At 61.5% G+C, this 22,500-nt stretch carries 24 protein-coding genes; 14 read left to right on the top strand and 10 right to left on the bottom strand.

Going from position 1 to position 22,500, the window contains the following annotated elements; translation table 11 throughout:
- The first annotated feature begins 102 nt into the window (after positions 1-102).
- From KVQ74_RS05085 to KVQ74_RS05075, 3 genes are read left to right on the top strand one after another with little or no spacing between them, the layout of a single operon-like run.
- Positions 103-375 carry a CopG family ribbon-helix-helix protein gene (locus KVQ74_RS05085; protein ID WP_217829897.1) on the top strand — a complete coding sequence of 91 codons (273 nt, stop codon included), beginning with the start codon at positions 103-105 and terminating at the stop codon, positions 373-375.
- Positions 375-650, top strand: coding sequence for a type II toxin-antitoxin system RelE/ParE family toxin (locus tag KVQ74_RS05080; protein ID WP_217829896.1), 276 nt, complete (start codon positions 375-377; stop codon positions 648-650). Before KVQ74_RS05085 ends, KVQ74_RS05080 begins: the two co-directional genes overlap by 1 nt.
- Before the next feature lie 14 nt (positions 651-664).
- Positions 665-1,213, top strand: a complete 549-nt coding sequence (locus KVQ74_RS05075; protein ID WP_217829895.1) for a GNAT family N-acetyltransferase — start codon at positions 665-667, stop codon at positions 1,211-1,213.
- Here the strand turns inward: KVQ74_RS05075 and KVQ74_RS05070 are convergent.
- A complete protein-coding gene (locus KVQ74_RS05070) occupies positions 1,177-2,142 on the bottom strand; it encodes a LysR family transcriptional regulator (RefSeq protein WP_217829894.1) in 966 nt (321 codons plus the stop codon). The two genes, KVQ74_RS05075 and KVQ74_RS05070, sit on opposite strands and share 37 nt — an antisense overlap.
- Positions 2,143-2,440: 298 nt before the next feature.
- Here KVQ74_RS05070 and argH point away from each other — a divergent pair, with 298 nt between their 5' ends.
- The 9 genes from argH (at position 2,441) to KVQ74_RS05025 (ending at position 11,885) form a co-directional block, all read left to right on the top strand.
- On the top strand, positions 2,441-3,868 hold the full coding sequence (gene argH, locus KVQ74_RS05065; protein WP_217829893.1) for an argininosuccinate lyase: 1,428 nt from the start codon (positions 2,441-2,443) through the stop codon (positions 3,866-3,868).
- A gap of 86 nt (positions 3,869-3,954) precedes the next feature.
- A complete protein-coding gene (locus KVQ74_RS05060) occupies positions 3,955-4,833 on the top strand; it encodes an amino acid ABC transporter permease (RefSeq protein WP_217829892.1) in 879 nt (292 codons plus the stop codon).
- A gap of 20 nt (positions 4,834-4,853) precedes the next feature.
- On the top strand, positions 4,854-5,618 hold the full coding sequence (locus tag KVQ74_RS05055) for an amino acid ABC transporter ATP-binding protein (RefSeq protein WP_217829891.1): 765 nt from the start codon (positions 4,854-4,856) through the stop codon (positions 5,616-5,618).
- A gap of 38 nt (positions 5,619-5,656) precedes the next feature.
- On the top strand, positions 5,657-6,481 hold the full coding sequence (locus KVQ74_RS05050; RefSeq protein WP_217829890.1) for an ABC transporter substrate-binding protein: 825 nt from the start codon (positions 5,657-5,659) through the stop codon (positions 6,479-6,481).
- A gap of 222 nt (positions 6,482-6,703) precedes the next feature.
- Positions 6,704-7,549: a polysaccharide deacetylase family protein gene (locus KVQ74_RS05045; RefSeq protein WP_217829889.1), complete on the top strand. Its 846-nt coding sequence runs from the start codon at positions 6,704-6,706 to the stop codon at positions 7,547-7,549.
- Positions 7,542-8,444, top strand: coding sequence for a polysaccharide deacetylase family protein (locus KVQ74_RS05040; protein ID WP_217829888.1), 903 nt, complete (start codon positions 7,542-7,544; stop codon positions 8,442-8,444). The genes KVQ74_RS05045 and KVQ74_RS05040 overlap by 8 nt, the downstream gene beginning before the upstream one ends.
- Entirely contained in the window at positions 8,441-9,814 is a 1,374-nt protein-coding gene (locus KVQ74_RS05035) for an MmgE/PrpD family protein (RefSeq protein WP_217829887.1), read from the top strand. The genes KVQ74_RS05040 and KVQ74_RS05035 overlap by 4 nt, the downstream gene beginning before the upstream one ends.
- Positions 9,815-9,830: 16 nt before the next feature.
- Positions 9,831-11,009, top strand: a complete 1,179-nt coding sequence (locus tag KVQ74_RS05030; RefSeq protein WP_217829886.1) for an MFS transporter — start codon at positions 9,831-9,833, stop codon at positions 11,007-11,009.
- A gap of 168 nt (positions 11,010-11,177) precedes the next feature.
- The gene (locus KVQ74_RS05025; RefSeq protein ID WP_217829885.1) at positions 11,178-11,885 is read left to right on the top strand and encodes an HPP family protein; all 708 of its coding nucleotides are present in this window, start codon (positions 11,178-11,180) and stop codon (positions 11,883-11,885) included.
- 7 nt (positions 11,886-11,892) lie between these two features.
- Here KVQ74_RS05025 and astA read toward each other — a convergent pair whose 3' ends face one another.
- The 7 genes from astA to KVQ74_RS04990 all read right to left on the bottom strand — a co-directional run bounded on the left by astA (position 11,893) and on the right by KVQ74_RS04990 (position 17,640).
- Complete coding sequence (astA, locus tag KVQ74_RS05020; protein WP_217829884.1) at positions 11,893-12,927, bottom strand: arginine N-succinyltransferase; 1,035 nt, start codon at positions 12,925-12,927, stop codon at positions 11,893-11,895.
- Positions 12,924-13,862: a citrulline utilization hydrolase CtlX gene (gene ctlX / locus KVQ74_RS05015; RefSeq protein WP_217829883.1), complete on the bottom strand. Its 939-nt coding sequence runs from the start codon at positions 13,860-13,862 to the stop codon at positions 12,924-12,926. The genes astA and ctlX overlap by 4 nt, the downstream gene beginning before the upstream one ends.
- Before the next feature lie 184 nt (positions 13,863-14,046).
- The gene (locus tag KVQ74_RS05010) at positions 14,047-14,526 is read right to left on the bottom strand and encodes an Lrp/AsnC family transcriptional regulator (RefSeq protein WP_007974731.1); all 480 of its coding nucleotides are present in this window, start codon (positions 14,524-14,526) and stop codon (positions 14,047-14,049) included.
- 12 nt (positions 14,527-14,538) lie between these two features.
- The gene (locus KVQ74_RS05005) at positions 14,539-15,300 is read right to left on the bottom strand and encodes an ABC transporter ATP-binding protein (protein ID WP_217829882.1); all 762 of its coding nucleotides are present in this window, start codon (positions 15,298-15,300) and stop codon (positions 14,539-14,541) included.
- 55 nt (positions 15,301-15,355) lie between these two features.
- Positions 15,356-16,066: an ABC transporter permease gene (locus KVQ74_RS05000; protein ID WP_217829881.1), complete on the bottom strand. Its 711-nt coding sequence runs from the start codon at positions 16,064-16,066 to the stop codon at positions 15,356-15,358.
- Entirely contained in the window at positions 16,063-16,788 is a 726-nt protein-coding gene (locus KVQ74_RS04995; protein WP_217829880.1) for an ABC transporter permease, read from the bottom strand. The genes KVQ74_RS05000 and KVQ74_RS04995 overlap by 4 nt, the downstream gene beginning before the upstream one ends.
- A 75-nt stretch (positions 16,789-16,863) precedes the next feature.
- The gene (locus KVQ74_RS04990) at positions 16,864-17,640 is read right to left on the bottom strand and encodes a transporter substrate-binding domain-containing protein (RefSeq protein ID WP_217829879.1); all 777 of its coding nucleotides are present in this window, start codon (positions 17,638-17,640) and stop codon (positions 16,864-16,866) included.
- A 452-nt stretch (positions 17,641-18,092) separates the two neighbouring features.
- Between KVQ74_RS04990 and KVQ74_RS04985 the strand changes: the two genes are divergently transcribed.
- Both KVQ74_RS04985 and KVQ74_RS04980 read left to right on the top strand, forming a co-directional pair.
- Positions 18,093-19,199, top strand: a complete 1,107-nt coding sequence (locus tag KVQ74_RS04985) for an enoyl-CoA hydratase/isomerase family protein (protein ID WP_217829878.1) — start codon at positions 18,093-18,095, stop codon at positions 19,197-19,199.
- A gap of 3 nt (positions 19,200-19,202) precedes the next feature.
- A complete protein-coding gene (locus KVQ74_RS04980; RefSeq protein WP_217829877.1) occupies positions 19,203-20,354 on the top strand; it encodes an acyl-CoA dehydrogenase family protein in 1,152 nt (383 codons plus the stop codon).
- Positions 20,355-20,575: 221 nt separating this feature from the next.
- Here the strand turns inward: KVQ74_RS04980 and KVQ74_RS04975 are convergent, their stop codons facing one another.
- Together KVQ74_RS04975 and KVQ74_RS04970 are read right to left on the bottom strand one after the other, a co-directional pair.
- A complete protein-coding gene (locus KVQ74_RS04975) occupies positions 20,576-21,349 on the bottom strand; it encodes an enoyl-CoA hydratase (protein WP_217829876.1) in 774 nt (257 codons plus the stop codon).
- A 15-nt stretch (positions 21,350-21,364) separates the two neighbouring features.
- Positions 21,365-22,492 carry an acyl-CoA dehydrogenase gene (locus tag KVQ74_RS04970; RefSeq protein ID WP_217829875.1) on the bottom strand — a complete coding sequence of 376 codons (1,128 nt, stop codon included), beginning with the start codon at positions 22,490-22,492 and terminating at the stop codon, positions 21,365-21,367.
- Between the last annotated feature and the right edge of the window lie 8 nt (positions 22,493-22,500).

Here is a 22,500-nt window from a genome sequence, read left to right as displayed (position 1 = left end):
GATTAATTTCTGGTTATTCAGCCTCTATGACGCTCGCGAACGCTGCGCCCGGTTGACGCCAACTGCATGCAAGCAGTATTTCCCAGCATTGGAGTAATGATCATGGCTACGACTGCCAAGACTCGATCCGTCACGGCTCATGTCCCTGTGCAACTGGCAGAGAAGGTCGATTTAATGGCCGAGCGTCTGGAACGCTCCAAGAACTGGATCGTCAAGCAGGCTCTGTCCGCATGGATAGACCAGGAAGAAGAACGCAGTCGCCTGACCCGCGAGGCGTTGGCCGATGTTGACGCAGGTAGCGTGATTGACCACCAGGCTGTCCAGGCATGGGCTGACAGCCTGAGCACCGACGCTCCATTACCGGTACCGCGCTGATGGAATTGAAGTGGACAAGCAAGGCGCTTTCCGACGTTTCCCGGCTCTACGAATTTCTGGCTGCAGTCAATCAACCAGCCGCCGCGCATACGGTTCAACAGCTTGTGGCTGCTCCCAACCTCTTGCTGGGTAATCCTCGAATTGGTGAGCGCCTGGAAGAATTTGAGCCTCGTGACGTGCGCCGAATTATTGTCGGCCACTACGAACTGCGTTACGAAATCCAAGCCTCCATTATTTATCTGCTGCGCGTGTGGCATACCCGCGAGGATCGATAAGGCCAAATCAAGATATGACTTTTTCCATCCGGCCCGCACTTCCCGCCGATGCCCCTGCCCTCCCCGCCATCGAACGTTCTGCCGCCGGGCTGTTTCGTCTTGACCCGCAACTGGCCTGGCTGGCCGATGCCGAAGTGCCTGATGCACAGCAGCATTTGCAGGCGATCCAGCAGGCCCGGGTATGGGTGGCGGAGGATTCGCAGGGGCAACTTTCAGGGTTTCTAAGGGCGGTGCAAGTCGACAACCAACTGCATGTCGAGGAATTGTCCGTCAGCCAACACTTCCAGGGGCGGGGCATCGGTCGCAAGTTGCTGTTGATGGCGATTGAACATGCACACTGGCAACAACTTCAGGCCGTGACGTTGACCACCTTCCGCGATCTGCCGTGGAATGCACCGTTCTATCAACGTCTGGGTTTCATGCTATTGAGCGTTGAACAAACCGGTGCGTATTTAACCGGCGTGTTGAATAACGAAAGCGTCCATGGATTGCCCGCCGAACGCCGCTGCGCCATGCGCCTGACGCTTCAGGCTGATGCCTTTAAATCGACACCCATCGCCTGAGCGAAGGCTTTCACCAGCGGACTACGCACGGTGTTGTGACGCAGGATCAGGTTGAACGGCGTGACGATGTTGATCCGCTCCGGCAGCACCGCGCGAAACTGGCCCGCCACCACCAGCGTGGCCGCGTAATGCTGCGGCAAAAAGCCCACGAAACGCCCGGTCTTGATCAGCAACGCCACCGCTTCGACCTGGGTCGCCGACGCGGAAAAACTGTCATAGCGCGTGTAGTTCAGCTTGTCGCGATGGATCGCGTAGCGGTGGTTGATGCACTCGTATTGCTGCAGCACGTCGCCGTCCATTTGTGTCTCGGGCATGTCGAACAACGGATGGCCGACCGCACAGTAGACGTGCGAGCGTTCTTCATACAGCGGGTAATAATCGAACTCTTCGCGACGTTGATAAACCGGAACTATCCCGGCAACTAACCGTCCCTCTACCACGCCTCTTTCAATCTCATCCAGCTGTGCGGCCTGAAGTTGAAATCTTACTTTCGGAGATTCTTCATTCATCCGTTTAAGCGCAGCAACTAACGGCGAATTAGGATCGCTGATCGTATTGTCAATCACGCCCACCCCGAGATCGCCGATAAGTTCGTTCTGCGCCGAACTAAGCCGATCACGAAAGTTGTCGACCGACGCAAACAGATCAATCGACGCCTGGTACACCAGGCGCCCTTCCTCGGTCAGGTGAAACCCTTCCCGGCCCCGGGTGCACAGGCGCATGCCGATGCGGATTTCCAGGTCGGAAATCTGCTTGCTGATGGCCGCAAGGCCCACGTTCAGCTCGTTTTGCGCGGCGCTGAAGCCGCCAGCCTCGACCACGGCCTTGAACACCTTGAGCAGTTTGAAGTCCAGTCCGCTCAGGGCCAGCGGTGCTCGATGAGCCGTCTTGATCGGCGGGTTTCCGGAATTGGAAAGTGGGGTTTCCATAATGCTGATTTACCTCTGGCGCAATGTTCAACAATCTGTGTCCAACAACAAAAACATCGCCGACCAATAATAATGAACACAGAAAACAAGGCTTGGCAACCGCCAAAAAATCCAGCACATCAGTGCCATAACACTGATCTCGAAACATCAAAAGCTGACACTTCGATCAGCTCTCGCCACATTGCAACTGCCCTCTTGAAAACTGCTTTGACCTGAATTCGCCCACTGGTTTTTCCAACGCAAATTCCGGGGTCATGCATCCGATTTCAGTTCGCGTTACCGACGAGGAAAACAACAAATGTCTCAAACCACCGACCGTCTCTGGGGCGCCCGTTTCAAAAGCGGCCCTTCCGCAGCCCTGGCGGCCCTGTCCCGTTGCCCGGAGCGTTATTTCCGCCTGACGCCGTACGATCTGGCCGGCTCCAAGGCCCACGCCGGAGAGCTGCAGCGCGCCGGTCTTCTGAACGAGCAGGAAACCCGCACGATGCTCGAAGCCCTGGATGGCATCGGTGCCGACTTCAGTGCCGGGCGCATCGCCCCGACGCTGGACGACGAAGACGTCCACACCTTCATCGAACGCCTGCTGACCGAACGCCTCGGCGCGCTGGGCGGCAAGCTGCGTGCTGGCCGTTCGCGCAATGACCAGACGGCCAACGACCTGCGACTGTTCCTGCGTGACCACGTCCGCACCCTGGCGGTGGAAGTGCTGGCCCTGCAACAAGCGCTGGTCGGCCAGGCCGAACGGCACGTCGAAAGCATCTGCCCCGGCTTCACTCACTTGCAGCAGGCGCAACCGATCGTGTTCGCCCACCACTTGCTGGCCCACGCGCAATCGATGCTGCGTGACGTGCAACGTCTGGTGGACTGGGACGCCCGCACGTCGCTGTCGCCGCTGGGTGCCGCCGCCATGGCAGGTTCCGCGATTGCCCGTCAGCCCCAAGCGTCGGCAAAGGAAATGGGCTACGCCGGGGTCTGCGAAAACTCCATCGACGCCGTGGCCAGCCGCGATCACGTCGCCGAATTCCTGTTCATCGCCAGCATGCTCGGGATCAACATCTCGCGTCTGGCCGAAGAGTTCTGCCTGTGGTCGTCGCGCCAGTTCCGCTGGGTCGATCTGGATGACGCCTACGCCACCGGCAGCTCGATCATGCCGCAGAAGAAAAACCCGGACATCGCCGAACTCGCGCGGGGCAAGGCCGGACGCCTGATCGGCAACCTGACCGGCCTGCTCTCCACCCTCAAGTCGCTGCCGCTGTCGTACAACCGCGACCTCAGTGAGGACAAGCACGGCGTGCTCGACAGCGTCGACACCCTGCTGCTGGTGCTGCCGGCCATGGCCGGGATGGTCGCGACCATGACCGTCAACGTCGACGAACTGCGGCGTCAGGCCCCGCTGGGTTTCACCCTTGCCACCGAAGTGGCCGACTGGCTGGCGGTGCGCGGCGTGCCGTTCAAGGAGGCCCACGAAATCACTGGCGCGCTGGTCCAGGCCTGCGAAAGACACGGGATCGAATTGTGGGAGGCCTCGCCGGCGCTGCTGGCCGAGATCGACCCGCGCCTGACCGACGATGTGCGCGACAGCCTGACCCTGGAAGCCGCCATCGCTGCCCGCAATGGCTGGGGCGGCACTGCGCCGCAACAGGTGCGCGAGCAGATCGGCCGACTGAAAACCGCCCTCGCGGCGCAGCAACAGTGGACCGAGAACTATCAGGGCTTCCGCCTGTAAGGCACACCACAACACCTGTGGGAACCGGGCCTGCCCGCTCCCCCAGGCAGTGGTTGATTTGTAAGAACAGTGTACGGAGAAACACCATGAGCCAGACTCAGGCAGAACGACTCCAGGCGGAGCGCAAACTGGCCGAAAACCAGTTCGACATCACCCAGTACCAGCACGTCCCCCGGCGTTATTACGGGCGGATTTTCTTCGCCACGGTGATCGTCATCGCGATCCTCGGTCTGGTACGGGCCTTCGCCGAAGGCAAGATCGAATGGTCGTACATCGGCCAGTTCCTCACCTCGCAAGCGATCATGTGGGGCCTGTTCAACACCATCATCATGGCCGTGCTGGCCATGGCGCTGGGCATCGTGTTCGGGGTGATCACGGCGATCATGCGCATGTCGGCCAACCCGATCCTGCGCTACGTGGCGCTGACCTACACCTGGCTGTTCCGTGGTACGCCGCTGATTCTGCAGCTGCTGCTGTGGTTCAACCTGGCACTGATTTTCCCCACCATCGGCATTCCCGGTCTGTTCGAACTCGACACCGTCAGCCTGATGACGCCCTTCGTGGCTGCACTGCTCGGCTTGAGCATCAACCAGGGCGCCTATACCGCCGAGGTGGTGCGCGCCGGCCTCTTGTCGGTGGACACCGGCCAGTACGAAGCCGCCAAGTCGATCGGCATGCCACGCCTGCAAGCGCTGCGCCGGATCATCCTGCCCCAGGCCATGCGGATCATCATTCCGCCGGTCGGCAACGAATTCATCGGCATGGTGAAAATGACCTCGCTGGCGAGCGTGATCCAGTACTCGGAACTGCTCTACAACGCCCAGAACATCTACTACGCCAACGCCCGGGTGATGGAGCTGCTGATCGTCGCCGGCATCTGGTATCTGGCCACCGTCACCGTCCTGTCCTTTGGTCAAAGCCGTCTGGAGCGTCGTTTCGCTCGCGGCGCCGGCAAGCGCTCATAAGCCGCGCAGGAGAATCGCACATGAGAAGCATCGTCAAGGCTGTGGCCCTGAACAAATATTACGACCAGTACCACGCGCTCAAGGACGTCAACATCGAAGTCGAGCAAGGCGAAGTGCTGTGCATCATCGGCCCGTCGGGCTCGGGCAAGAGCACCCTGCTGCGCTGCGTCAATCAACTGGAGAAGATCGACAAGGGCGGTTTGTGGGTCGATGGCGAACTGGTGGGCTATCGCGTCGTCGGCAACAAACTGCACGAGCTGACGGAATCGCAGATCGCCCGTCAGCGCCTGGCCACCGGCATGGTGTTCCAGCGCTTCAACCTGTTTCCGCACATGACCGTGCTGCAAAACATCATCGAAGGCCCGTGCCAGGTGCTCAAGCGCTCGCCCAAGGAGGCGCACGAAGAAGCCATGGAACTGCTGGCCCGGGTCGGCCTGGCCGACAAGTGCAACAGCTACCCGATCGAGTTGTCGGGCGGTCAGCAGCAACGTGTGGCGATCGCCCGTGCGCTGGCGATGCGACCCAAGCTGATGCTGTTCGATGAACCCACTTCGGCACTCGACCCGGAACTGGTCGGTGAGGTGCTGTCGGTGATGCGCGATCTGGCGCAGACCGGCATGACCATGATCGTCGTCACCCATGAACTGGGCTTCGCCCGGGAGGTTTCCAACCGCATGGTGTTCATGGACGGCGGCCAGATCGTGGAGGCTGGAAGCCCCGAAGAGATACTAATAAGCCCACAAAACCCACGCACCCAAAGCTTCATTTCTGCCGTTCGAACCTAAGCGCCGGCTGGCGCCACAACACTCATAAGAGAACGACCATGAAGAACTTCGTTATTCCAGCAGCACTCGCTTCCCTCCTGTCTTGCGGCTTCACCGTGGCCGCCGAATTGCCGGCCAGCATCAAGGACAAGGGCGAGATCGTCGTCGCGATCATGCCCAACTACCCGCCGATGGACTTCAAGGACCCGGCCACCAACACCCTCACCGGCCTGGACTACGACCTGGGCAACGCCCTGGCCGAGCGTCTGGGGGTGAAGATCAAGTGGCAGGAAACCGGCTTCGAGCAAATGATCAACGCGCTGGTGACCGACCGTGTGGACGCCGTGCTGTCAGGCATGACCGACACCGCCGAACGCCAGAAGAGCGTGACCTTCGTCGACTACTTCACCAGCGGCCCGCAGTTCTACACCTTGCAGAAAAACGCGGCGACCAACGAAATCACCGACCTCTGTGGCAAGAAAGTCGGCACCAGCCGCCGCACCACTTTCCCGGCGGAAATCGCCGAGTGGAGCAAGGCCCACTGTGAAGCGGCGGGCAAACCGGCGATCAGCGTGATCGGCACCGAAGGCTCGGCAGACGCCCGCGCGCAACTGCGTCAGGGCCGGATCGACGCGGCGATGCAGGGCAGCGAAACCCTGTCCTACCTGAAGACTCAGGAAAAGGACATGTACAAGACCGTCGGCCAACCGATTTCCGTGCAGTTCAGCGGTCTGGGCGTGAGCAATAAAAAGCCTGAGCTGAGTGAGGCGCTGAAAGTGGCGTTGCAGAGCATGGTCGATGACGGCAGCTACGGCGCGATCCTGAAGAAGTGGGATCTGGAACTGGGGGCGATCAAGGAAGTGACGATCAACGCCGGGAAGTAAGGCTCGAGATCGCTTCCCCCAACCCTCTCCCCCCAGGAAGCGGGGGGAAAGGGAGCTGATCTTCATGCTGTTCAAGGTCTGTGTTCGGCTCGGTTTTTCAGGCAGACGCAGGTCGGAAGAACACCAGGATCTGCTCCCTTTCCCTCCGGGAGAGGGTTGGGGTGAGGGTTCGATCCCGCCGCGCAGAAGATCCCACCGACCCACCACCGGAGCGCCGCACCCATGTCCTCCCCCCAACCCAGCTGGCCCGACCGGCACAAAGCCTGCCTCGCCCTGGCCTTCGACCTCGACGGCCCGACCGGCGACGCCATGCTCAACGGCTCGATCTGGCGCAAACCGGAGTATTTCGGTTTCGGCGGCTATGGCCCCTATCGCGCCTTGCCCCGCCTGCTCGACCTGCTCGACGCCTTCAGCATTCCGACCACATTCTTCGTCCCGGCCTGGGTCGTCGAAAACTGGCCGAAACAATGCCAGGCCATCGTCGAGCGCGGCCATGAAGTGGCCTATCACGGCTACAAACACGAATCCTTCTACGCCCTGACGCTGGAACAGCAGCAGGCCGTGATGCACAAATCCAGAGCGGTGTTCTGGCAACACCTGCACATCCGCGCCGAGGGCTTTCGCACGCCGTCCGGTGACTGGCGCGCGGAAACCCCGGCAATGCTCGCCGACGCCGGCGTCATCTATTCCAGCAGCATGCGCGGCGACGACCGCCCGTACCTGGTCAGCGTCCCCGGCCACAGCACACCGCTGGTGGAAATCCCCGGGCGCTGGGAGATGGACGACTATGCCTCCCTCGCCTACACCCGCGCGCCAAACTTCCCTTCCGGTCTCGACCGCACCGCCAGCTACGCGCTGACCCTCGACAACTGGAAGCGCGAATACGACGGCGCGATGGACGAAGGCCTGTGCCTGACCACCCTGTTCCACCCGAAAATCACCGGCAAGCCGGGGCGCATCCTGTTGCTGGAACAACTCTTCGAACACATGCGCCAGCGCGATGGCGTGTGGTTCGCCACCTGCCGCGACGTCGCCCGCTGGTGGCTGAAGGAGCATCACCATGGTTGACTCCAAACACTCGCCAAATCAGGTCTGGCCGGATGGCAAGCGCTGCGCGGTGGTGCTGACCGTCGATTACAACGACATCCACGGCATCCTCACCCAGGCCCCGGAAGTTGCCGGGCGCGACAAGACCCTGTCGGTGTGGCGCTACGGCACGCAGCGCGGGGTCGAGCGTTTGCTCGCTCTGTTCAAGGAGCTCGGGGTGACCAGCAGTTGGTTCGTCCCCGGCATCGTCGCCGAAGAAAACCCGCAGCACATCGCCGCGATCCAGGCCGGCGGCCATGAGATTGCCTGCGCCGGTTACCGCCACCAGGATTACGACCTGCTCGATCTGGCGGCGCAGAGTGCCGAGGTCGAAAAGGGTTGCACCGCATTGCAAGCGCTTACCGGCAAGCGCCCCGGCGGCTTTCGCATTCCCGCCGGCAATGGCGCGCCGGGGTTTATCGAAGCCTTGCAGGACCACGGCATTCAGTGGTCGTCCTCGTGGCGCGGCGATGACCTGCCCTTCATCCATCCGACCGCTGCCAAAGTGATCGAGGTGCCGCTGCACTACGAACTGGAAGACGAGCCCTACTTCGCCTTCAACCTCAGTCCGGCGGTGCCCCCGGCGCAATCGCGGATCGCTTCCTACAGCCACACCCTGGGCAACTTGCAGATGGACTTCGCCGGGTTCCACCGCTTCGGTCTGTGTTACGTGCTGCGCCTGCACCCGGAAATCATCGCCACACCCGGACGCATCGGTGTGCTGCGCGAGTTGCTGCAAGGCATTCAACAGCATGACGACGTGTGGATCGCCACCGGCGCCGAAGTGGCGCAGTGGTGGACGCAAACCGCACAACCGGTGACGGCGGATCATCCGGCGTCGGTGTATGAACGCCATTACCGAGACTATCTGGTATGACAGAACGCATGCAGCGGTTGGCGCGGTTTTGCGTCGAGACAGGTTTTGAGGATTTGCCTCCGGCGCTGGTGAATCAAGCCAAGCGGCACATTCTCGATACGTTCGGCGCGGCGCTGGCCGGGGCCGAGAGTTCGGTGGCGGTGCAGGCGCGTCAGGTGTTGGCTGTCGGCTCGGGATCCGCGCTGATCTGGGGCACGGGACTGCGCGCCAATCCCGGCCATGCCGCCATGCTCAACGGCATCGCCGCGCATGCGCTGGAGCTCGACGACACCGGCGGCTGCGATCATTCCGGCGCGGTGGTGTTGCCGGCGGTGATGGCCGCGCTGTCGATGGTCGACAGGCCGGTCAGCGGTCGCGAGTTCATCACCGCCGTGGTGATCGGCTACGAAATCGGTCGGCGGGTGCTGGAAGCCTGCGGCAGCTACTCGGCGCACAACGGCGCCGGCTGGCACTCCACCGCCACCTGCGGTGTGTTCGGCGCCGCTGCGGGCTGCGCGCGGATACTCGGGCTGAGCGTGCCGCAAACTGTCTCGGCACTGGGCATCGCCGGCAGTTTCAGCGGTGGTGTCTGGGCCTTTATCCATGACGGCTCGCTGAGCAAAAAACTGCACAGCGGTCGGGCCGCCGAGGGTGGCTTGCTCGCCGCCAGTTTCGCCCGCGAAGGCGTCAGCGGGCCGTCGATGCTGTTCGAAGATGTGTGGGGAGGGTTTCTCAAGACCCTGGCCCCCGACAGCGCGCACCCTGAAGCGCTGGACGCCGATCTGGGGCATGTGTGGAAACTTGCGCGATGCTCGATCAAGCCCTATGCCGCCTGTCGCGGCACGCATTCGGCAATCGATGCACTCGGCTTGCTGCTGGAGCAGTTGCAGGTCGAGGCCGATCAGGTTGAAGACGTTCAGGTGAGCCTGTGCGGATTTCTCCAGGACATGTGTGGCGGCCGTGACATCGGCAGTCTGGCGGCAGCGCAAATGAGCCTGCCCTACGCCCTCGCCGCCCGCCTTGTACATGGGCATTGCCGGCTGGAGGCCTACGACCAAGGGCAGCGGCAAGACCCGCGTATCGCCGAATGGCTGGCGCGCATTCACCTTGAAGTGGACGGGCAACTGTCCGAGGATGGCGAGCCGTGGGTCCGCGTGCGAACCGTGGATGGGCGCGAGGCGCGCCTGTGTGTCGAGGTGCCCCTGGGCGCTCCCGGCAATCCGCTGAGCGATGCGGCGCTGGAGGAAAAGTTTTTCAGCCTGGCGCTGCGGGCGATTTCGCGAGAGCGCGCCGAGACGCTGCTGGAAAATCTGTGGCGACTGGAACAGCTGGAATCGGTCGCGGTGCTTGAAACACCGCTACAGACTTTTAGTGAACATGCATTGAAATAAGGACATTCGCACCACCGTGGCCACTTACTCGCTCGTCATCCGCCGTCTGATGATCGTCTCGCTGACCATCGTCGTCAGCCGTGCGATCACCAGTCCCTTGCTCACCCTGTTCCTGAGCAACAAACTCGGCCTCAACCAGCAGGACGTCGGCCTGTTGCTGGGCATCGCGGTGTTCATCGCCACGCTGCTGGCGTTGTACGGCGGCTACATCATCGACCGCCTGGAGAAGCGCCGTCTGCTGATCCTGGCGATGCTCTCCAGCGCCGTCGGTTTCGTACTGCTGACGTTTGCGCAAAACCTCTACCTGACCACCGCGACCCTGGTCATCACTGAAACCGCATCGGCGTTGTTCCTGATCGGTTCGAAGGCGATCCTCAGCGAAAACCTGCCCATGAGCCAACGGGCCAAGGCGTTTTCCCTGCGCTACACCTTGACCAACATCGGCTACGCCACCGGCCCCATGCTCGGCGTGGTGATTGCCGGGGTCTACCCGATCGCGCCGTTTCTGATTGCCGCAGCCATTGCCTTCGGCAGCATTTTTTTGATGAGCGGGATACCGAAGGACACCAACCCGGTCACCCCCGTCGGTCAGCCGCAGAGTTTTCTGAAAACCCTGGTCACGTTGAAAAACGACCGCACACTGATCATGTTCACCTGCGGCTGCCTGCTCAGCACCGTGGTACATGGCCGCTTCACCCTGTACCTGTCGCAATACCTGCTGGTGGTCGAAGATTCGAAACGCGCCCTGCAAACCATGGCCGCCCTGCTCGCCTGCAACGCCATCACGGTGATCCTGCTGCAATACCAGATCGGTCGCTTCCTCAGCCGCGAGAAATTGCGCTACTGGATTGCCGCCGGCACCAGCCTGTTCATCCTCGGCCTGATCGGGTTCAGCCTGGCCGACAGCCTGCTGAGCTGGTGCGTCGCGATGTTCATCTTCACCCTCGGCGAAATGATCATTTACCCCTCGGAGTTTCTGTTCGTCGACACTCTGGCCCCGGAAGAACTGCGCGGCAGCTACTACGGCGCGCAGAACCTGGCGGCCCTGGGTGGCGCACTGAGTCCGGTGATCTGCGGCTTCCTGCTGATGCACACCCCGGCGCCGACCATGTTCTACGCCTTGGGCACGCTCACGGCGATGGGCGGGTTCCTTTGCTTCATGAGCGGGCGTCGCGTGGCAATGGATCAAAAATAATGCATTGAAAGTGCATTTATATGAATTTGTCAGCATCCAGTTTCATCGGCACACTGTGCGCGTTCCTCCCCCAATAGTTGGAACGCTTCGAGGGCTTTCCGGGTAGCCGGACAAGTCCTTTTTTTTGCCCGGAGTTTTCCGGAATGCCTTCAAGAGGATCGGTTTTTCATGCTCGCTCGCTGGTTCCCCGCCGCCATCAACACCCGCCCCACTGAATGGAGCCGCGCCGCCATTGGCATGGCGTTGGGCACCCTGGTCAGCGTCTGGGCATGCAGTCAGGTGTTCGGCATCCAGGCCGCCTATCACGTAATGGGGCCGCTCGGCGCGTCGGCGGTGCTGCTGTTCGCCGTTTCGTCCGGGGCTCTCGCCCAGCCGTGGTCGATTGTCGGCGGCTACCTGTGCGCCAGCGTGATGGGCTTGCTGGTGGCTCACGTGCTCGGCCGCACCCTCGGCAGCGCCTGCCTCGCGGCGGGCATGGCGCTGATTTTGATGTGCTGGCTGCGTTGCCTGCATCCTCCGGCCGGCGCCGTGGCGCTGACCATGGTCCTGGCCGATCCGGTAACCATCGGCATGGACTGGGCAGCGCTGGGCCCGGTAATGCTCAGTGCGGTGAGCCTGGTGGTCTGCGCACTGGCCTACAACAACCTGACCCGCATTCGCTACCCGAAAGGCCCGGTCGAGCCAGTGCCATCGATTCCCGCCGATCATCCGCCGACCGACAGCCAATCCATCACCGCCCAGGATCTGAAACTGGCCCTGGCGGATATGGAAGCGTTCTACGACGTCACGCCGGAAGATCTGGAGCAGTTGATTCAGGCCAGTGAGCGGCACGCCAAGCGACGCAGCATTGGGGAAGTGCTCAGCGGCCGGGTCTGACCACGGGTCAAGCCGCCACCCGCTGTGACACGGGAACCGCCAGGCTGACCGCGCGCACCGATGCGCCGACACTCAGCCCCAGCGCACAGGCAGTGTGTGCCTCGACGATCAAGGTGCCGGCGGCCACGCGTGCAGGGGCTGCGGTAATCCGGCAGTCGGCAAACTGGCGGTTATGGATCAGCCAGGTTTCCGCCGAATCCCCCGGCGTGCCGATGCTCAGTTGCAACACCTGACTGTCACGCACGGCGCGGATCTCGCCGGTGGCGCATTCGATCAACGGGCCACCGTCGAAGATATCAATGTAATCGCGGTGCTCGAACCCTTCAGCCTTGAGCATGCCCAGTGCCGGCTCAGTGTTCGGATGAACACGCCCGATAACCGCTCTCGCCGTCTCGGGCAACAGGCAGGTCGGCAAAGGAAACTTGGGCATCAATTCGGCAATGAACGTCTTGTTGCCCAGCCCGGTGAGGTAATCGGCATCGGCAAAATCCATTTTGAAAAAGTGCCGGCCCAGACCTTCCCAAAACGGCGATACGCCGTCCTCGTCCGAATAGCCGCGCATTTCCGCAATGACCTTGTCGCCGAACTGCTCACGGAACTCCGCCAGAAACAGAAAGCGCGCCTTGGACAGCAGGCGGCCATTGAGGCCGCTGCGATGATCGGCGTGGAGGAACAACGAGCAGAGTTCGGAATGTCCGGTCATGTCGTTGCCCAGAAACAGCGTCGGCAGTTGCTGATTGATACCGAGATTTTTCGAGGCCGCCACAAACAGCCCGAGTCGATAGTTGTACCAGGGTTCACGCATGCCGACCGCGCCAGCCAGCGCGCAGATACCAATGGCCTCGCCCTGAGCGTTTTCCAGCACAAACAGGTAGTCGGCATCGGCGCGCTGCGCGTCGCCGGCAAAGGTTTTCACCGCCCATTCAAGGCGCTGGCGCAAACGCGCGGCATCGGCCGGCAACGTGGTCAAACCGGTGCCGGCGCTGTGGGCCAGGGCCAGCAAGGCCGGGAGGTCTGCGAGTGTGGCGGGACGAACGATCATCGTGCGGACTCCTGGATTGGCTGACGCTTGGGCAAAAACACCTCGGCCAACATGCAGCGGGCGCTGCCGCCGCCGATGCGCTCGATAGTGTCGATGTTTACCGGTAGCGGTGTGGCGTGGGTTTCAATCAGGCGCCGTTGTCCGGCATCGAGCGATTGCCACGCAGTGCGCGACATCACCAGCAGCGGTTCACCCGCCGCGCCGTGGACTTCCAGCATGTTCCCGGCGAAGGATTCGAGCTGCGCCCAGTCAAGGGCGATGAGCTGTTTGCCGCTGTCTTCCAGACGCAGACGCAGGCTCTCGCGCTCCTGGATATGGGGTACGCTGTCCAGGCAGGCGATCGCCAGCCGGGTGCCCACACTCATCATCACGTTGGTGTGATAAATCGCCACGCCCTGGCGATCCACCGCATTGAAGGCACACAGTTCATAGCCAAAGTGATTGACCAGTTGATCCAGAGCCTGGGCATGGGTGCGGGTGGAAAATCCGGCGTAGCAAATCCGTTGTTCGCGATCCAGCACCATGCTGCCAGTGCCTTCGAGAAAGACCTCGTGGTGCTCGAAACCTGACAGGTCCAGCGTCTCTTCGACCCGGTATTGCTCGCGCAGCCAGTCGAGCACGCCTTTGTCGCGCTCCAGCCGTCGGTTGTGGCCCTGCATCGGGTACAACACCAGCGTGCCGTCGGGATGGCTGCTCCACCAGTTGTTGGGGAAAATCGAATCAGGGGTGTGCGGCGCTTCACGGTCGTTGTGAACCAGCACTTCGACGCCATGCCGGCGCAAGTCCGCGACGTAACCGTCGAACTCTTGCAAAGCCTTGAGCTGGACGTCTTCACTAACGCACGCCGGACGCTGGAAGCTGTTATTCGCCGCTGTGTCCTGATTGAACGAAAAGCGTGTCGGGCGAATCATCAAAACGGTATTGGTGGTTTGCATGGGCACAGATTCAATAAGGGTTGAGAGGCACTCATTGTCTGTTCCGGGACGGGAAAAACCCGGCTGAGAAGCGCGTGCGCCGTGTGGGAAACGGCTGAAATTTGCTGTCCGGCCAGCCGAATCGGCGAAGTGACGGGCATAAAAAATCGCAGCACCTGGCTGCGATTTTTCATGGGTTGGCGAGTTACTCCATCGTGGTCTTGACCATCGCCAGTTCTGGATGGCTGACCAGTTTGTCGATGTGCAGATCCGGGTCGTCGAACCAGACTTCGGTCAGCACCCGATAGTGCTCCATGTCCCGACAGCGCATGCGCAGGCTGTAATCGAAGGCACCGCTGATCAAGCGACATTCCAGCACCTGCGGACAGGCGCGGACCTTGGCCTCGAAGGCTTTTTGCGCGGCGCGACCGCTCTGGTTCGACAACGCGACCAGCACCAGCAAGGACAGCCCCGGCGTCAGCTTTTTTTCATCGAGAATCGCGCCATAGCCCCGGATCACCCCGAGCTGTTCGAGTTTGCGCACCCGTTCCAGACACGGTCTGGGGGTGAGATGCACGCGCTCGGAGAGCTTTTGATAGGTGATTCGCCCTTCGTGGCGCAGAACCTCGATGATGGCCTGATCGATACGATCAAGCACGATCGACAGATCGCGGATATCCGCCATGTAAGTCTTCCTTCACTTCAAACGACCCGATAGAAATTGCTGCAACCGTTCCGACGCCGGTCGGTCGAGGATGGTCGCATCACCCTGCTCCTCCACACGTCCCTGGTGCAAGAACAACACCTGGCTCGACACCTGCCGGGCGAACCCCATTTCGTGGGTCACCATCAACATGGTCCGGCCCTCTTCAGCCAAGGCCTGAATGACCTTGAGCACTTCGCCCACCAGTTCGGGATCGAGCGCCGAGGTCGGCTCGTCGAACAGCAGGATCTCCGGCTCCACCGCCAGCGCCCTGGCGATGGCCACCCGCTGTTGCTGGCCGCCGGAAAGAAACGCCGGATACTGAGCCGCCACCCGTTGCGGCAGACCGACCTTGTCCAGATACGCCCGGGCACTCTCTTCGGCGACCTTGCGACTCACGCCCAGAACCCGGCAAGGCGCCAGCACGATGTTTTCCAGCACAGTCAGATGGCTCCACAGATTGAAATGCTGGAACACCATCGCCAGGCGCGTGCGCAAGCGCTGCAGCTGTGCCGGATTCGCCACCCGCATACCACCGGCGCCCGGGCGGGTGATGATGCGTTCGCCGTCGAGCATAATGGCACCCTCGTCCGCCCGCTCCAGAAAATTGATGCAGCGCAGCATGGTGCTTTTTCCAGAACCACTGGCGCCGATCATACTTACCACGTCGCCGGCCTGCGCGTTCAACGAGACGCCTTTGAGCACCTCGTTGTCACCAAAGCGCTTGAATAGATGTTCAACCGTCAATTTGTACATGCATGCGTCTCCCCAAGCGTCGCCATCGGCGGCAACGCTCTGGATGAAATTGAAATTAGTGCGCAGGGCCTTGGAAGCTCAACCAGCGCTTCTCCGCCAACCGAAAGGCACCGACCAGAGCAAACGACAGGACGAGGTACAACAGGCCGGCAATGCCGAACGCCTGGAACGTCAGGAAGGTCGCGGCGTTGGCATCCCTGGCGATCTTGAGGATGTCAGGAATGGTCGCGGTGAAGGCCACCGAGGTGGCGTGCAGCATCAGAATCACTTCATTGCTGTAGTACGGCAGCGCCCGACGCAGCGCCGACGGCAGGATCAGCCGCAGGTACAACCGCCAGCCACTCAAGCCATAGGCATGGGCTGCCTCGATTTCGCCATAGGGAATGCTGCGGATCGCACCTGCGAAAATTTCCACGGTGTAAGCGCAGGTGTTGAGGGTGAACGCGAGCAAGGTGCAATTCATCGCATCACGAAAAAACGCCTCAAGCAGCGGTTGCGAGCGCACCACGGCAATGCCGTAGAGACCGCTGTAGCAAATCAGCAACTGGATATACAGCGGCGTACCGCGAAACACATAGGTGAACAATTGCACCGGCCAGCGCAGCAGACTCCAGCGCGAGACGCGCAGGATCGCCAACGGCAGGGACAGCACGAAGCCCATGCCGATGCTCGCCACCAGCAGCCACAAGGTCATGGCCAGACCGGTCAGGTTGTAACCGTCGCTGAACAGAAAGGCTTTCCAGTATTCAGAAATCAACTCGATCATCGCGCCATCCCCCGCACGCCCTGGTTGTAACGACGCTCAAGCCAGCGCAACACGTAGTTCGACGCGCTGGTGATCAGCAGGTACAAAGCGGCCGCCAGGAGCAGGAAATCGAGCATGTTGAACGTGCTTTTGCCCGCCTCCTGGGCCACCTTGACCAAGTCCGACAACCCGATGATCGACACCAGCGCCGTCGCCTTGAGCAACACCAGCCAGTTGTTGCCCAGGCTGGGCAGCGCGAAGCGCATCATTTGCGGGAACACCACGAAACGAAAACGCTGCCAGCGGTTCAGGCCAAAACAGGCAGCGGCCTCCTGCTGGCCGCGCGGCACACTGAGAATCGCGCCGCGAAAGGTTTCGGTGAAATACGCGCCGTAGATAAAACCGAGGGTGACGATGCCGGCCACGAACGGGTCGATTTCCATGTAGGGCCAGCCCATCCACTCGGTCAGGCTGCTCAGCCAGCCTTGCAGGCTGTAGAAGATCAGCAGCATCAGGACCAGATCCGGTACGCCGCGAATCAGCGTGGTGTAAAACGTCGCCGGCAGGTTCAACAACCTGAGCGGTGATAGCTTGGCCGCCGCGCCGAGCAGGCCCAGCGCCATGCTCACCAGCAGCGAGAGGGCCGAGAGTTTGAGGGTGATCCAGGTGCCGTGCAGCAGCAATGGACCGTAGCCTTGCAGGCTCGACAGATCGAGCCCAATCAGAGTCAGGAAAGAGTTCACGCCAGTCACCTGTCTGTCAGGCGCCCGGGATCAGGCGCCACGCTCCGTCACGGAACGCGGCTCCGGGCGCGTGAATCAGTTGTTGTAGAGATCCAGATCGCCGAAATGCTTGCGCTGGATCTGTGCGTAGATGCCCTTCTCGTGAAGAGCCTTGATGGCGGCATTGAGCATGTCTTTGAGTTCGTCGTTGCCCTTGCGAACACCAATGGCGATGTCCGAGGGCACCAGCGGGTCGCTGATGCCTTCACTGTTCTGGAATGGCGCCCCTTGTGGCGAAGTCAGGAAGCTCATCTGTGCTTGCAGTTTGTCCTGGATCGAAGCATCCAGACGTCCGTAAACCAGATCGGCATAGACCTGATCCTGATTCTGGTAGGCGCGCAGCTTCACACCGCCAGGAGCGAGTTTGGCCTTGGCGTAGGTTTCCTGAATGGTGCCCTGCATGTAGCCGATGGTCTTGCCCTGCAACGATTCGGCGGTCGGCGCCAGGCCGGAGTCCTTGCGGGTGACGATGGCGGTCGGGCCGGCGTACAGGCGATCGGTGAAATCGATCTGCTTCTTGCGGGCGTCGGTGACGGTCATTGAGGATTCGATGGCGTCGAACTTGCCGGCCTTGAGCGCCGGGATCAGGCCGTCGAAATCGTTGCTGACCCACACGCAGGTCAGTTTCAGCTCGGCACAGATCGCATTGCCCAGATCCACGCCGAATCCCTGTACCCCGCCATCGGCGGTGGTGGACTCAAACGGCGGGTAACTGGGGTTGACGCCGAATCGCAGCTCTTTCCACTCCTTGGCGACAGCACCGGTGGAGCACAGCAGCGCCAGTACGGACACGCTCAGCCATCTTGTTTTCATCTTCTTGAGTCCCGATTTGTTTGGAATTATCGCGGCTGCACAGCGCGCCGCTTTTTATGGGCAGGAACAGAGATTGATGCGGCTCTCACCGCAGCAGCGTTCTTATTGTTTTGCACAGAATGCGTCGGGCAATTACCGACCTCGGGCCTGAAACCCTTGACCTGGCTGGCTTCAAACCCGGCAGCCAGAATGCCAACCCACGCCTGGGGGCAGGTGTCGTATGGGCGGATGCCCGCCCCCCTATTGTGCTGATAAGGTGGTTCGCACAGCCGATTCTGTCGTGAGCGCCTGCGAACGGGATTTGCACAGGCCGCGTCGATCCATGACCTTGCAAAAATGCACGCTGCCCCTGCATATATCCCGGTTGTACCCGACAAATTTGCACTGGTACGATCCAGCAACGCTCGCGCGCGAGCTTCTCGAATAAAGACAATAAAAGCAGGGAGTTAGAGATGACTGCTCAGGCTTCATCCCCGCGGACTTCGTCCATGGATGCCACGCCACACGACGTGCTGGCCGAGGTTCGCAATCACATCGGTCACCTGACCCTCAACCGCCCCGCCGGTCTCAATGCCCTCACTCTGGACATGGTTCGCCAACTGCAACGGCATCTGGATGCCTGGGCAAGCGATGCCCAGGTACACGCGGTGGTCTTGCGCGGTGCCGGCGAAAAGGCCTTTTGTGCCGGTGGCGACATCCGTTCGCTCTACGACAGCTTCAAGAGCGGCGACACGCTGCACGAAGATTTCTTCGTCGAGGAATACGCCCTCGACCTGACCATTCACCACTACCGCAAACCGGTGCTGGCGCTGATGGACGGTTTTGTCCTCGGCGGCGGCATGGGCCTGGTGCAAGGCGCTGATCTGCGGGTGGTCACCGAGAAAAGCCGTCTGGCGATGCCGGAAGTGGCGATCGGGTACTTCCCGGATGTCGGCGGCAGTTACTTCCTGTCCCGGATTCCCGGCGAGCTGGGCATTTACCTGGGCGTCAGCGGCGTGCAGATTCGCGCGGCAGATGCCTTGTATTGCGGGCTGGCCGACTGGTTTGTCGACAGCAGCAAACTCGGCCAGCTCGATGAACAACTCGATCATCTGGTGTGGCACGACACGCCGCTCAAGGATCTGCAAAACCTGCTCGCCGGCCTTGGCGTACAAACCCTCGCGGACGCACCGCTCGCGACCTTGCGTCCGGCCATCGACCACTTCTTCGCTTTGCCGGATGTGCCGAGCATGGTCGAGCAACTGCGCGCGGTGACCGTCGCCGACAGCCATGAATGGGCGACTGCCACCGCCGATCTGCTGCAAACCCGTTCGCCGCTGGCGATGGGCGTGACCCTGGAAATGCTGCGGCGCGGCCGGCACCTGAGCCTGGAACACTGCTTCGCCCTCGAACTGCATCTGGATCGCCAGTGGTTCGAACACGGCGACCTGATCGAAGGCGTGCGCGCCTTGCTGATCGATAAAGACAAATCACCCCACTGGAACCCGCCGACCCTCGCTGCGCTGGACGCCGAGCATGTCGCGAGTTTCTTTCACGGTTTCGCTGAGAGCGGGAGCTGAGCCATGCACGATCTCGAATTGACTGAAGAACAAGTAATGATCCGCGACATGGCCCGGGACTTCGCCCGTGGCGAAATCGCCCCCCACGCCCAGGCCTGGGAAAAGGCCGGCTGGATCGATGACGGTCTGGTGGCGAAGATGGGAGAGCTGGGCCTGCTGGGCATGGTCGTGCCCGAGGAATGGGGTGGCACCTATCTCGACTACGTGGCCTACGCCCTGGCGGTGGAAGAGATTTCCGCCGGCGACGGCGCCACCGGTGCCTTCATGAGCATTCACAACTCGGTGGGTTGCGGCCCGGTGCTCAACTACGGCAGCGAAGAACAGAAACAGACCTGGCTGGCGGATCTGGCCAGCGGTCAGGTGATCGGCTGCTTCTGCCTGACCGAACCCCAGGCCGGCTCCGAAGCGCACAACCTGCGCACCCGCGCCGAATTGCGTGACGGCCAGTGGGTAATCAACGGCGCCAAGCAGTTCGTCAGCAACGGCAAGCGCGCCAAACTGGCAATCGTGTTTGCCGTCACAGATCCCGACCTTGGCAAGCGCGGTATTTCCGCGTTTCTGGTGCCGACCGACACCCCGGGCTTCATTGTCGATCGCACCGAACACAAGATGGGCATCCGCGCCTCCGACACCTGCGCCGTGACCCTGAACAATTGCAGCATCCCCGAAGCCAATCTGCTGGGTGAACGCGGCAAGGGCCTGGCCATTGCCCTGTCCAACCTCGAAGGCGGACGCATCGGCATCGCCGCCCAGGCCCTGGGCATCGCCCGCGCGGCATTCGAAGCGGCGCTGACTTACGCCAGGGAGCGGGTGCAGTTCGACAAACCGATCATCGAACACCAGAGCATCGCCAACCTGCTGGCGGACATGCACATGCAACTCAACGCCGCACGCTTGATGATCCTGCACGCGGCACGCCTGCGCACGGCGGGCAAACCCTGTCTGTCGGAGGCTTCGCAAGCCAAGCTGTTTGCTTCGGAAATGGCCGAGAAGGTGTGTTCTTCGGCAATCCAGATTCACGGCGGGTATGGGTATCTGGAGGATTATCCGGTCGAGAAGTACTACCGCGATGCGCGGATTACCCAGATTTATGAAGGGTCGAGCGAGATTCAGCGGATGGTGATTGCGCGGGAGTTGAAGAACTATCAATTGTAACCCGTAACGCCTTCCCCCCAGCCCTCTCCCCCAGGAGAGGGAGCCGACCGAGGTGATCGCACGAAATACGTCGACCTGAAAGACCGAGTCGATTATGGATCGCGGACTACATGTTTTTCATAACCTGAGTTCGACTCGGTAGTTCAGGTCGGTGCAACTCTCGAAAGCAACTCAGTCAGCCCCCTCTCCCTCAAGGTGAGGGGGCTCTTGATTTTGCCGCGTTATTTGCCTTGGAACTCGGCAGGCCGCTTGGCAATGAACGCCGCCATCCCTTCCTTCTGATCCTGCGTGGCAAACGCCGCATGGAACACCCGGCGTTCAAAACGCACGCCTTCAGTCAGGTTGACTTCAAAAGCACGGTTGACGCTTTCCTTGACCATCATCGCAATCGGCAGCGACTTGCTGGCGATCACCGCCGCGACCTTCAGCGCTTCATCAAGCAATTCATCACTCGGCACGATCCGCGCCACGATGCCGCAACGCTCGGCTTCTTCGGCACCGATCAGGCGCCCGCTCAGGCACATTTCCATGGCCTTGGCTTTGCCCACGGCGCGGGTCAGGCGCTGGGTGCCGCCCATGCCCGGCAGCACGCCGAGGTTGATTTCCGGCTGGCCGAATTTCGCGTTGTCACCGGCCAGGATGAAGTCGCACATCAATGCCAGTTCACAACCGCCACCCAGGGCGAAACCATTGACCGCCGCGATGATCGGCTTGCGGCGGTTGGCAACGCGGTCGCTGTCGCTGAACAGATCGTCGAGGTAAATCTGCGGGTAGGTCAGCTCGGCCATTTCCTTGATGTCGGCACCGGCGGCGAAGGCTTTTTTCGAACCGGTGATGACGATGCAACCGATGTTCGCGTCGGCCTCGAACCCGTCGAGGGCCTGGTTCACTTCGCTGACCAGTTGCGCATTCAGGGCGTTCAGCGCCTGCGGACGGTTGAGAGTGATCAGGCCAACGCGACCGTGGGTTTCCAACAAAATCGTTTCGTAATTCATGAGCAGAATCCTTGGTTAAAGATTGCGCGAAATGACCATGCGCTGAATGTCGCTGGTGCCTTCGTAGATCTGGCAGACCCGCACGTCGCGGTAGATGCGCTCCAGCGGGAAGTCGTTGAGATAACCGTAACCGCCCAGGGTCTGCAACGCCATGGAACAGACCTTCTCGGCCATTTCCGAGGCGAACAGTTTGGCCATCGACGCTTCGACCAACGCTGGCTGACCGTTGTCACGCAGGGCGGCGGCATAATGCACCATTTGCCGCGCCACGGCGATCTGCGTGGCCATGTCCGCCAGGCGGAAGGCCACGGCCTGGTGCTCGATGATCGGCTTGCCGAAGGTGTCCCGTTCACGGGCGTAATCACGCGCCGCTTCGAACGCGGCGCGGGCCATGCCCACCGATTGCGACGCAATGCCGACGCGCCCGCCTTCAAGGTTGGCGAGCGCGATCTTGTAGCCCTCGCCCTCCTCGCCCAGACGGTTGGCGACCGGCACCTTCACGTCTTCGAACAGAATCTGGCAGGTGTCGGACGCATGCTGGCCGAGCTTGTCCTCGACCCGCGCGACTGTGTAGCCCGGCGAATCGGTCGGCACGATGAACGCACTGATCCCGCGCTTGCCGGCGCTCGGGTCGGTCACCGCAAACACGATCACGATCCCGGCGTTCTGCCCGGAAGTGATGAACTGTTTGCTGCCGTTGAGGATGTAGTGATCGCCTTCCAGCCGCGCGCGGGTTTTCAGGCTGCTGGCATCGGAACCGGCCTGCGGTTCGGTCAGGGCGAACGCGCCGAGCATCGCGCCGCTGGCCAGCGGCTTGAGGAAGCGCTCGCGCTGATCGTCATTGCCGAACTTGAGGATCGGCACGCAACCCACCGAGTTATGCACGCTCATGATGGTCGAGCAGGCACCGTCGCCAGCGGCGATTTCTTCCAGGGCCATGGCGTAGGCCAGGTAGCCGGTGTCGCAGCCGCCCCATTGTTCCGGCACCAGCATGCCGAAGAAGCCCAGCCCGGCCATTTCACCAATGGCTTCCTTGGGGAAGCGATGTTCGCGATCCCACTCGGCGGCGAACGGCTTCAACCGTTCCTCGGCGAACTGCCGGGCCATGTCGCGGATCTGTTGTTGGTCTTCGTTGGGAATCATGGTGAGTC

This window comes from Pseudomonas botevensis (genome assembly GCF_019145475.1).
GTDB lineage: Bacteria > Pseudomonadota > Gammaproteobacteria > Pseudomonadales > Pseudomonadaceae > Aquipseudomonas > Aquipseudomonas botevensis.
The sequence above is the reverse complement of the archived record's forward strand: the minus strand, read 5'-3'. Positions and strand labels throughout refer to the sequence as shown.

What these genes read in the sequence shown, in the direction of transcription:
- astA (WP_217829884.1), bottom strand. Translation starts at nt 12,927, where the DNA reads ATGATCGTTCGTCCCGCCACACTCGCAGACCTCCCGGCCTTGCTGGCC.
- KVQ74_RS05005 (WP_217829882.1), bottom strand. Translation starts at nt 15,300, where the DNA reads ATGTACAAATTGACGGTTGAACATCTATTCAAGCGCTTTGGTGACAAC.
- KVQ74_RS05070 (WP_217829894.1), bottom strand. Translation starts at nt 2,142, where the DNA reads ATGGAAACCCCACTTTCCAATTCCGGAAACCCGCCGATCAAGACGGCT.
- KVQ74_RS05075 (WP_217829895.1), top strand. Translation starts at nt 665, where the DNA reads ATGACTTTTTCCATCCGGCCCGCACTTCCCGCCGATGCCCCTGCCCTC.
- KVQ74_RS05045 (WP_217829889.1), top strand. Translation starts at nt 6,704, where the DNA reads ATGTCCTCCCCCCAACCCAGCTGGCCCGACCGGCACAAAGCCTGCCTC.
- ctlX (WP_217829883.1), bottom strand. Translation starts at nt 13,862, where the DNA reads ATGCAAACCACCAATACCGTTTTGATGATTCGCCCGACACGCTTTTCG.
- KVQ74_RS05025 (WP_217829885.1), top strand. Translation starts at nt 11,178, where the DNA reads ATGCTCGCTCGCTGGTTCCCCGCCGCCATCAACACCCGCCCCACTGAA.
- KVQ74_RS05010 (WP_007974731.1), bottom strand. Translation starts at nt 14,526, where the DNA reads ATGGCGGATATCCGCGATCTGTCGATCGTGCTTGATCGTATCGATCAG.
- KVQ74_RS05050 (WP_217829890.1), top strand. Translation starts at nt 5,657, where the DNA reads ATGAAGAACTTCGTTATTCCAGCAGCACTCGCTTCCCTCCTGTCTTGC.
- KVQ74_RS05000 (WP_217829881.1), bottom strand. Translation starts at nt 16,066, where the DNA reads ATGATCGAGTTGATTTCTGAATACTGGAAAGCCTTTCTGTTCAGCGAC.
- KVQ74_RS04975 (WP_217829876.1), bottom strand. Translation starts at nt 21,349, where the DNA reads ATGAATTACGAAACGATTTTGTTGGAAACCCACGGTCGCGTTGGCCTG.
- KVQ74_RS05055 (WP_217829891.1), top strand. Translation starts at nt 4,854, where the DNA reads ATGAGAAGCATCGTCAAGGCTGTGGCCCTGAACAAATATTACGACCAG.
- KVQ74_RS05040 (WP_217829888.1), top strand. Translation starts at nt 7,542, where the DNA reads ATGGTTGACTCCAAACACTCGCCAAATCAGGTCTGGCCGGATGGCAAG.
- KVQ74_RS04980 (WP_217829877.1), top strand. Translation starts at nt 19,203, where the DNA reads ATGCACGATCTCGAATTGACTGAAGAACAAGTAATGATCCGCGACATG.
- KVQ74_RS04985 (WP_217829878.1), top strand. Translation starts at nt 18,093, where the DNA reads ATGACTGCTCAGGCTTCATCCCCGCGGACTTCGTCCATGGATGCCACG.
- KVQ74_RS05060 (WP_217829892.1), top strand. Translation starts at nt 3,955, where the DNA reads ATGAGCCAGACTCAGGCAGAACGACTCCAGGCGGAGCGCAAACTGGCC.
- KVQ74_RS04990 (WP_217829879.1), bottom strand. Translation starts at nt 17,640, where the DNA reads ATGAAAACAAGATGGCTGAGCGTGTCCGTACTGGCGCTGCTGTGCTCC.
- argH (WP_217829893.1), top strand. Translation starts at nt 2,441, where the DNA reads ATGTCTCAAACCACCGACCGTCTCTGGGGCGCCCGTTTCAAAAGCGGC.
- KVQ74_RS04970 (WP_217829875.1), bottom strand. Translation starts at nt 22,492, where the DNA reads ATGATTCCCAACGAAGACCAACAACAGATCCGCGACATGGCCCGGCAG.
- KVQ74_RS05035 (WP_217829887.1), top strand. Translation starts at nt 8,441, where the DNA reads ATGACAGAACGCATGCAGCGGTTGGCGCGGTTTTGCGTCGAGACAGGT.
- KVQ74_RS05080 (WP_217829896.1), top strand. Translation starts at nt 375, where the DNA reads ATGGAATTGAAGTGGACAAGCAAGGCGCTTTCCGACGTTTCCCGGCTC.
- KVQ74_RS05085 (WP_217829897.1), top strand. Translation starts at nt 103, where the DNA reads ATGGCTACGACTGCCAAGACTCGATCCGTCACGGCTCATGTCCCTGTG.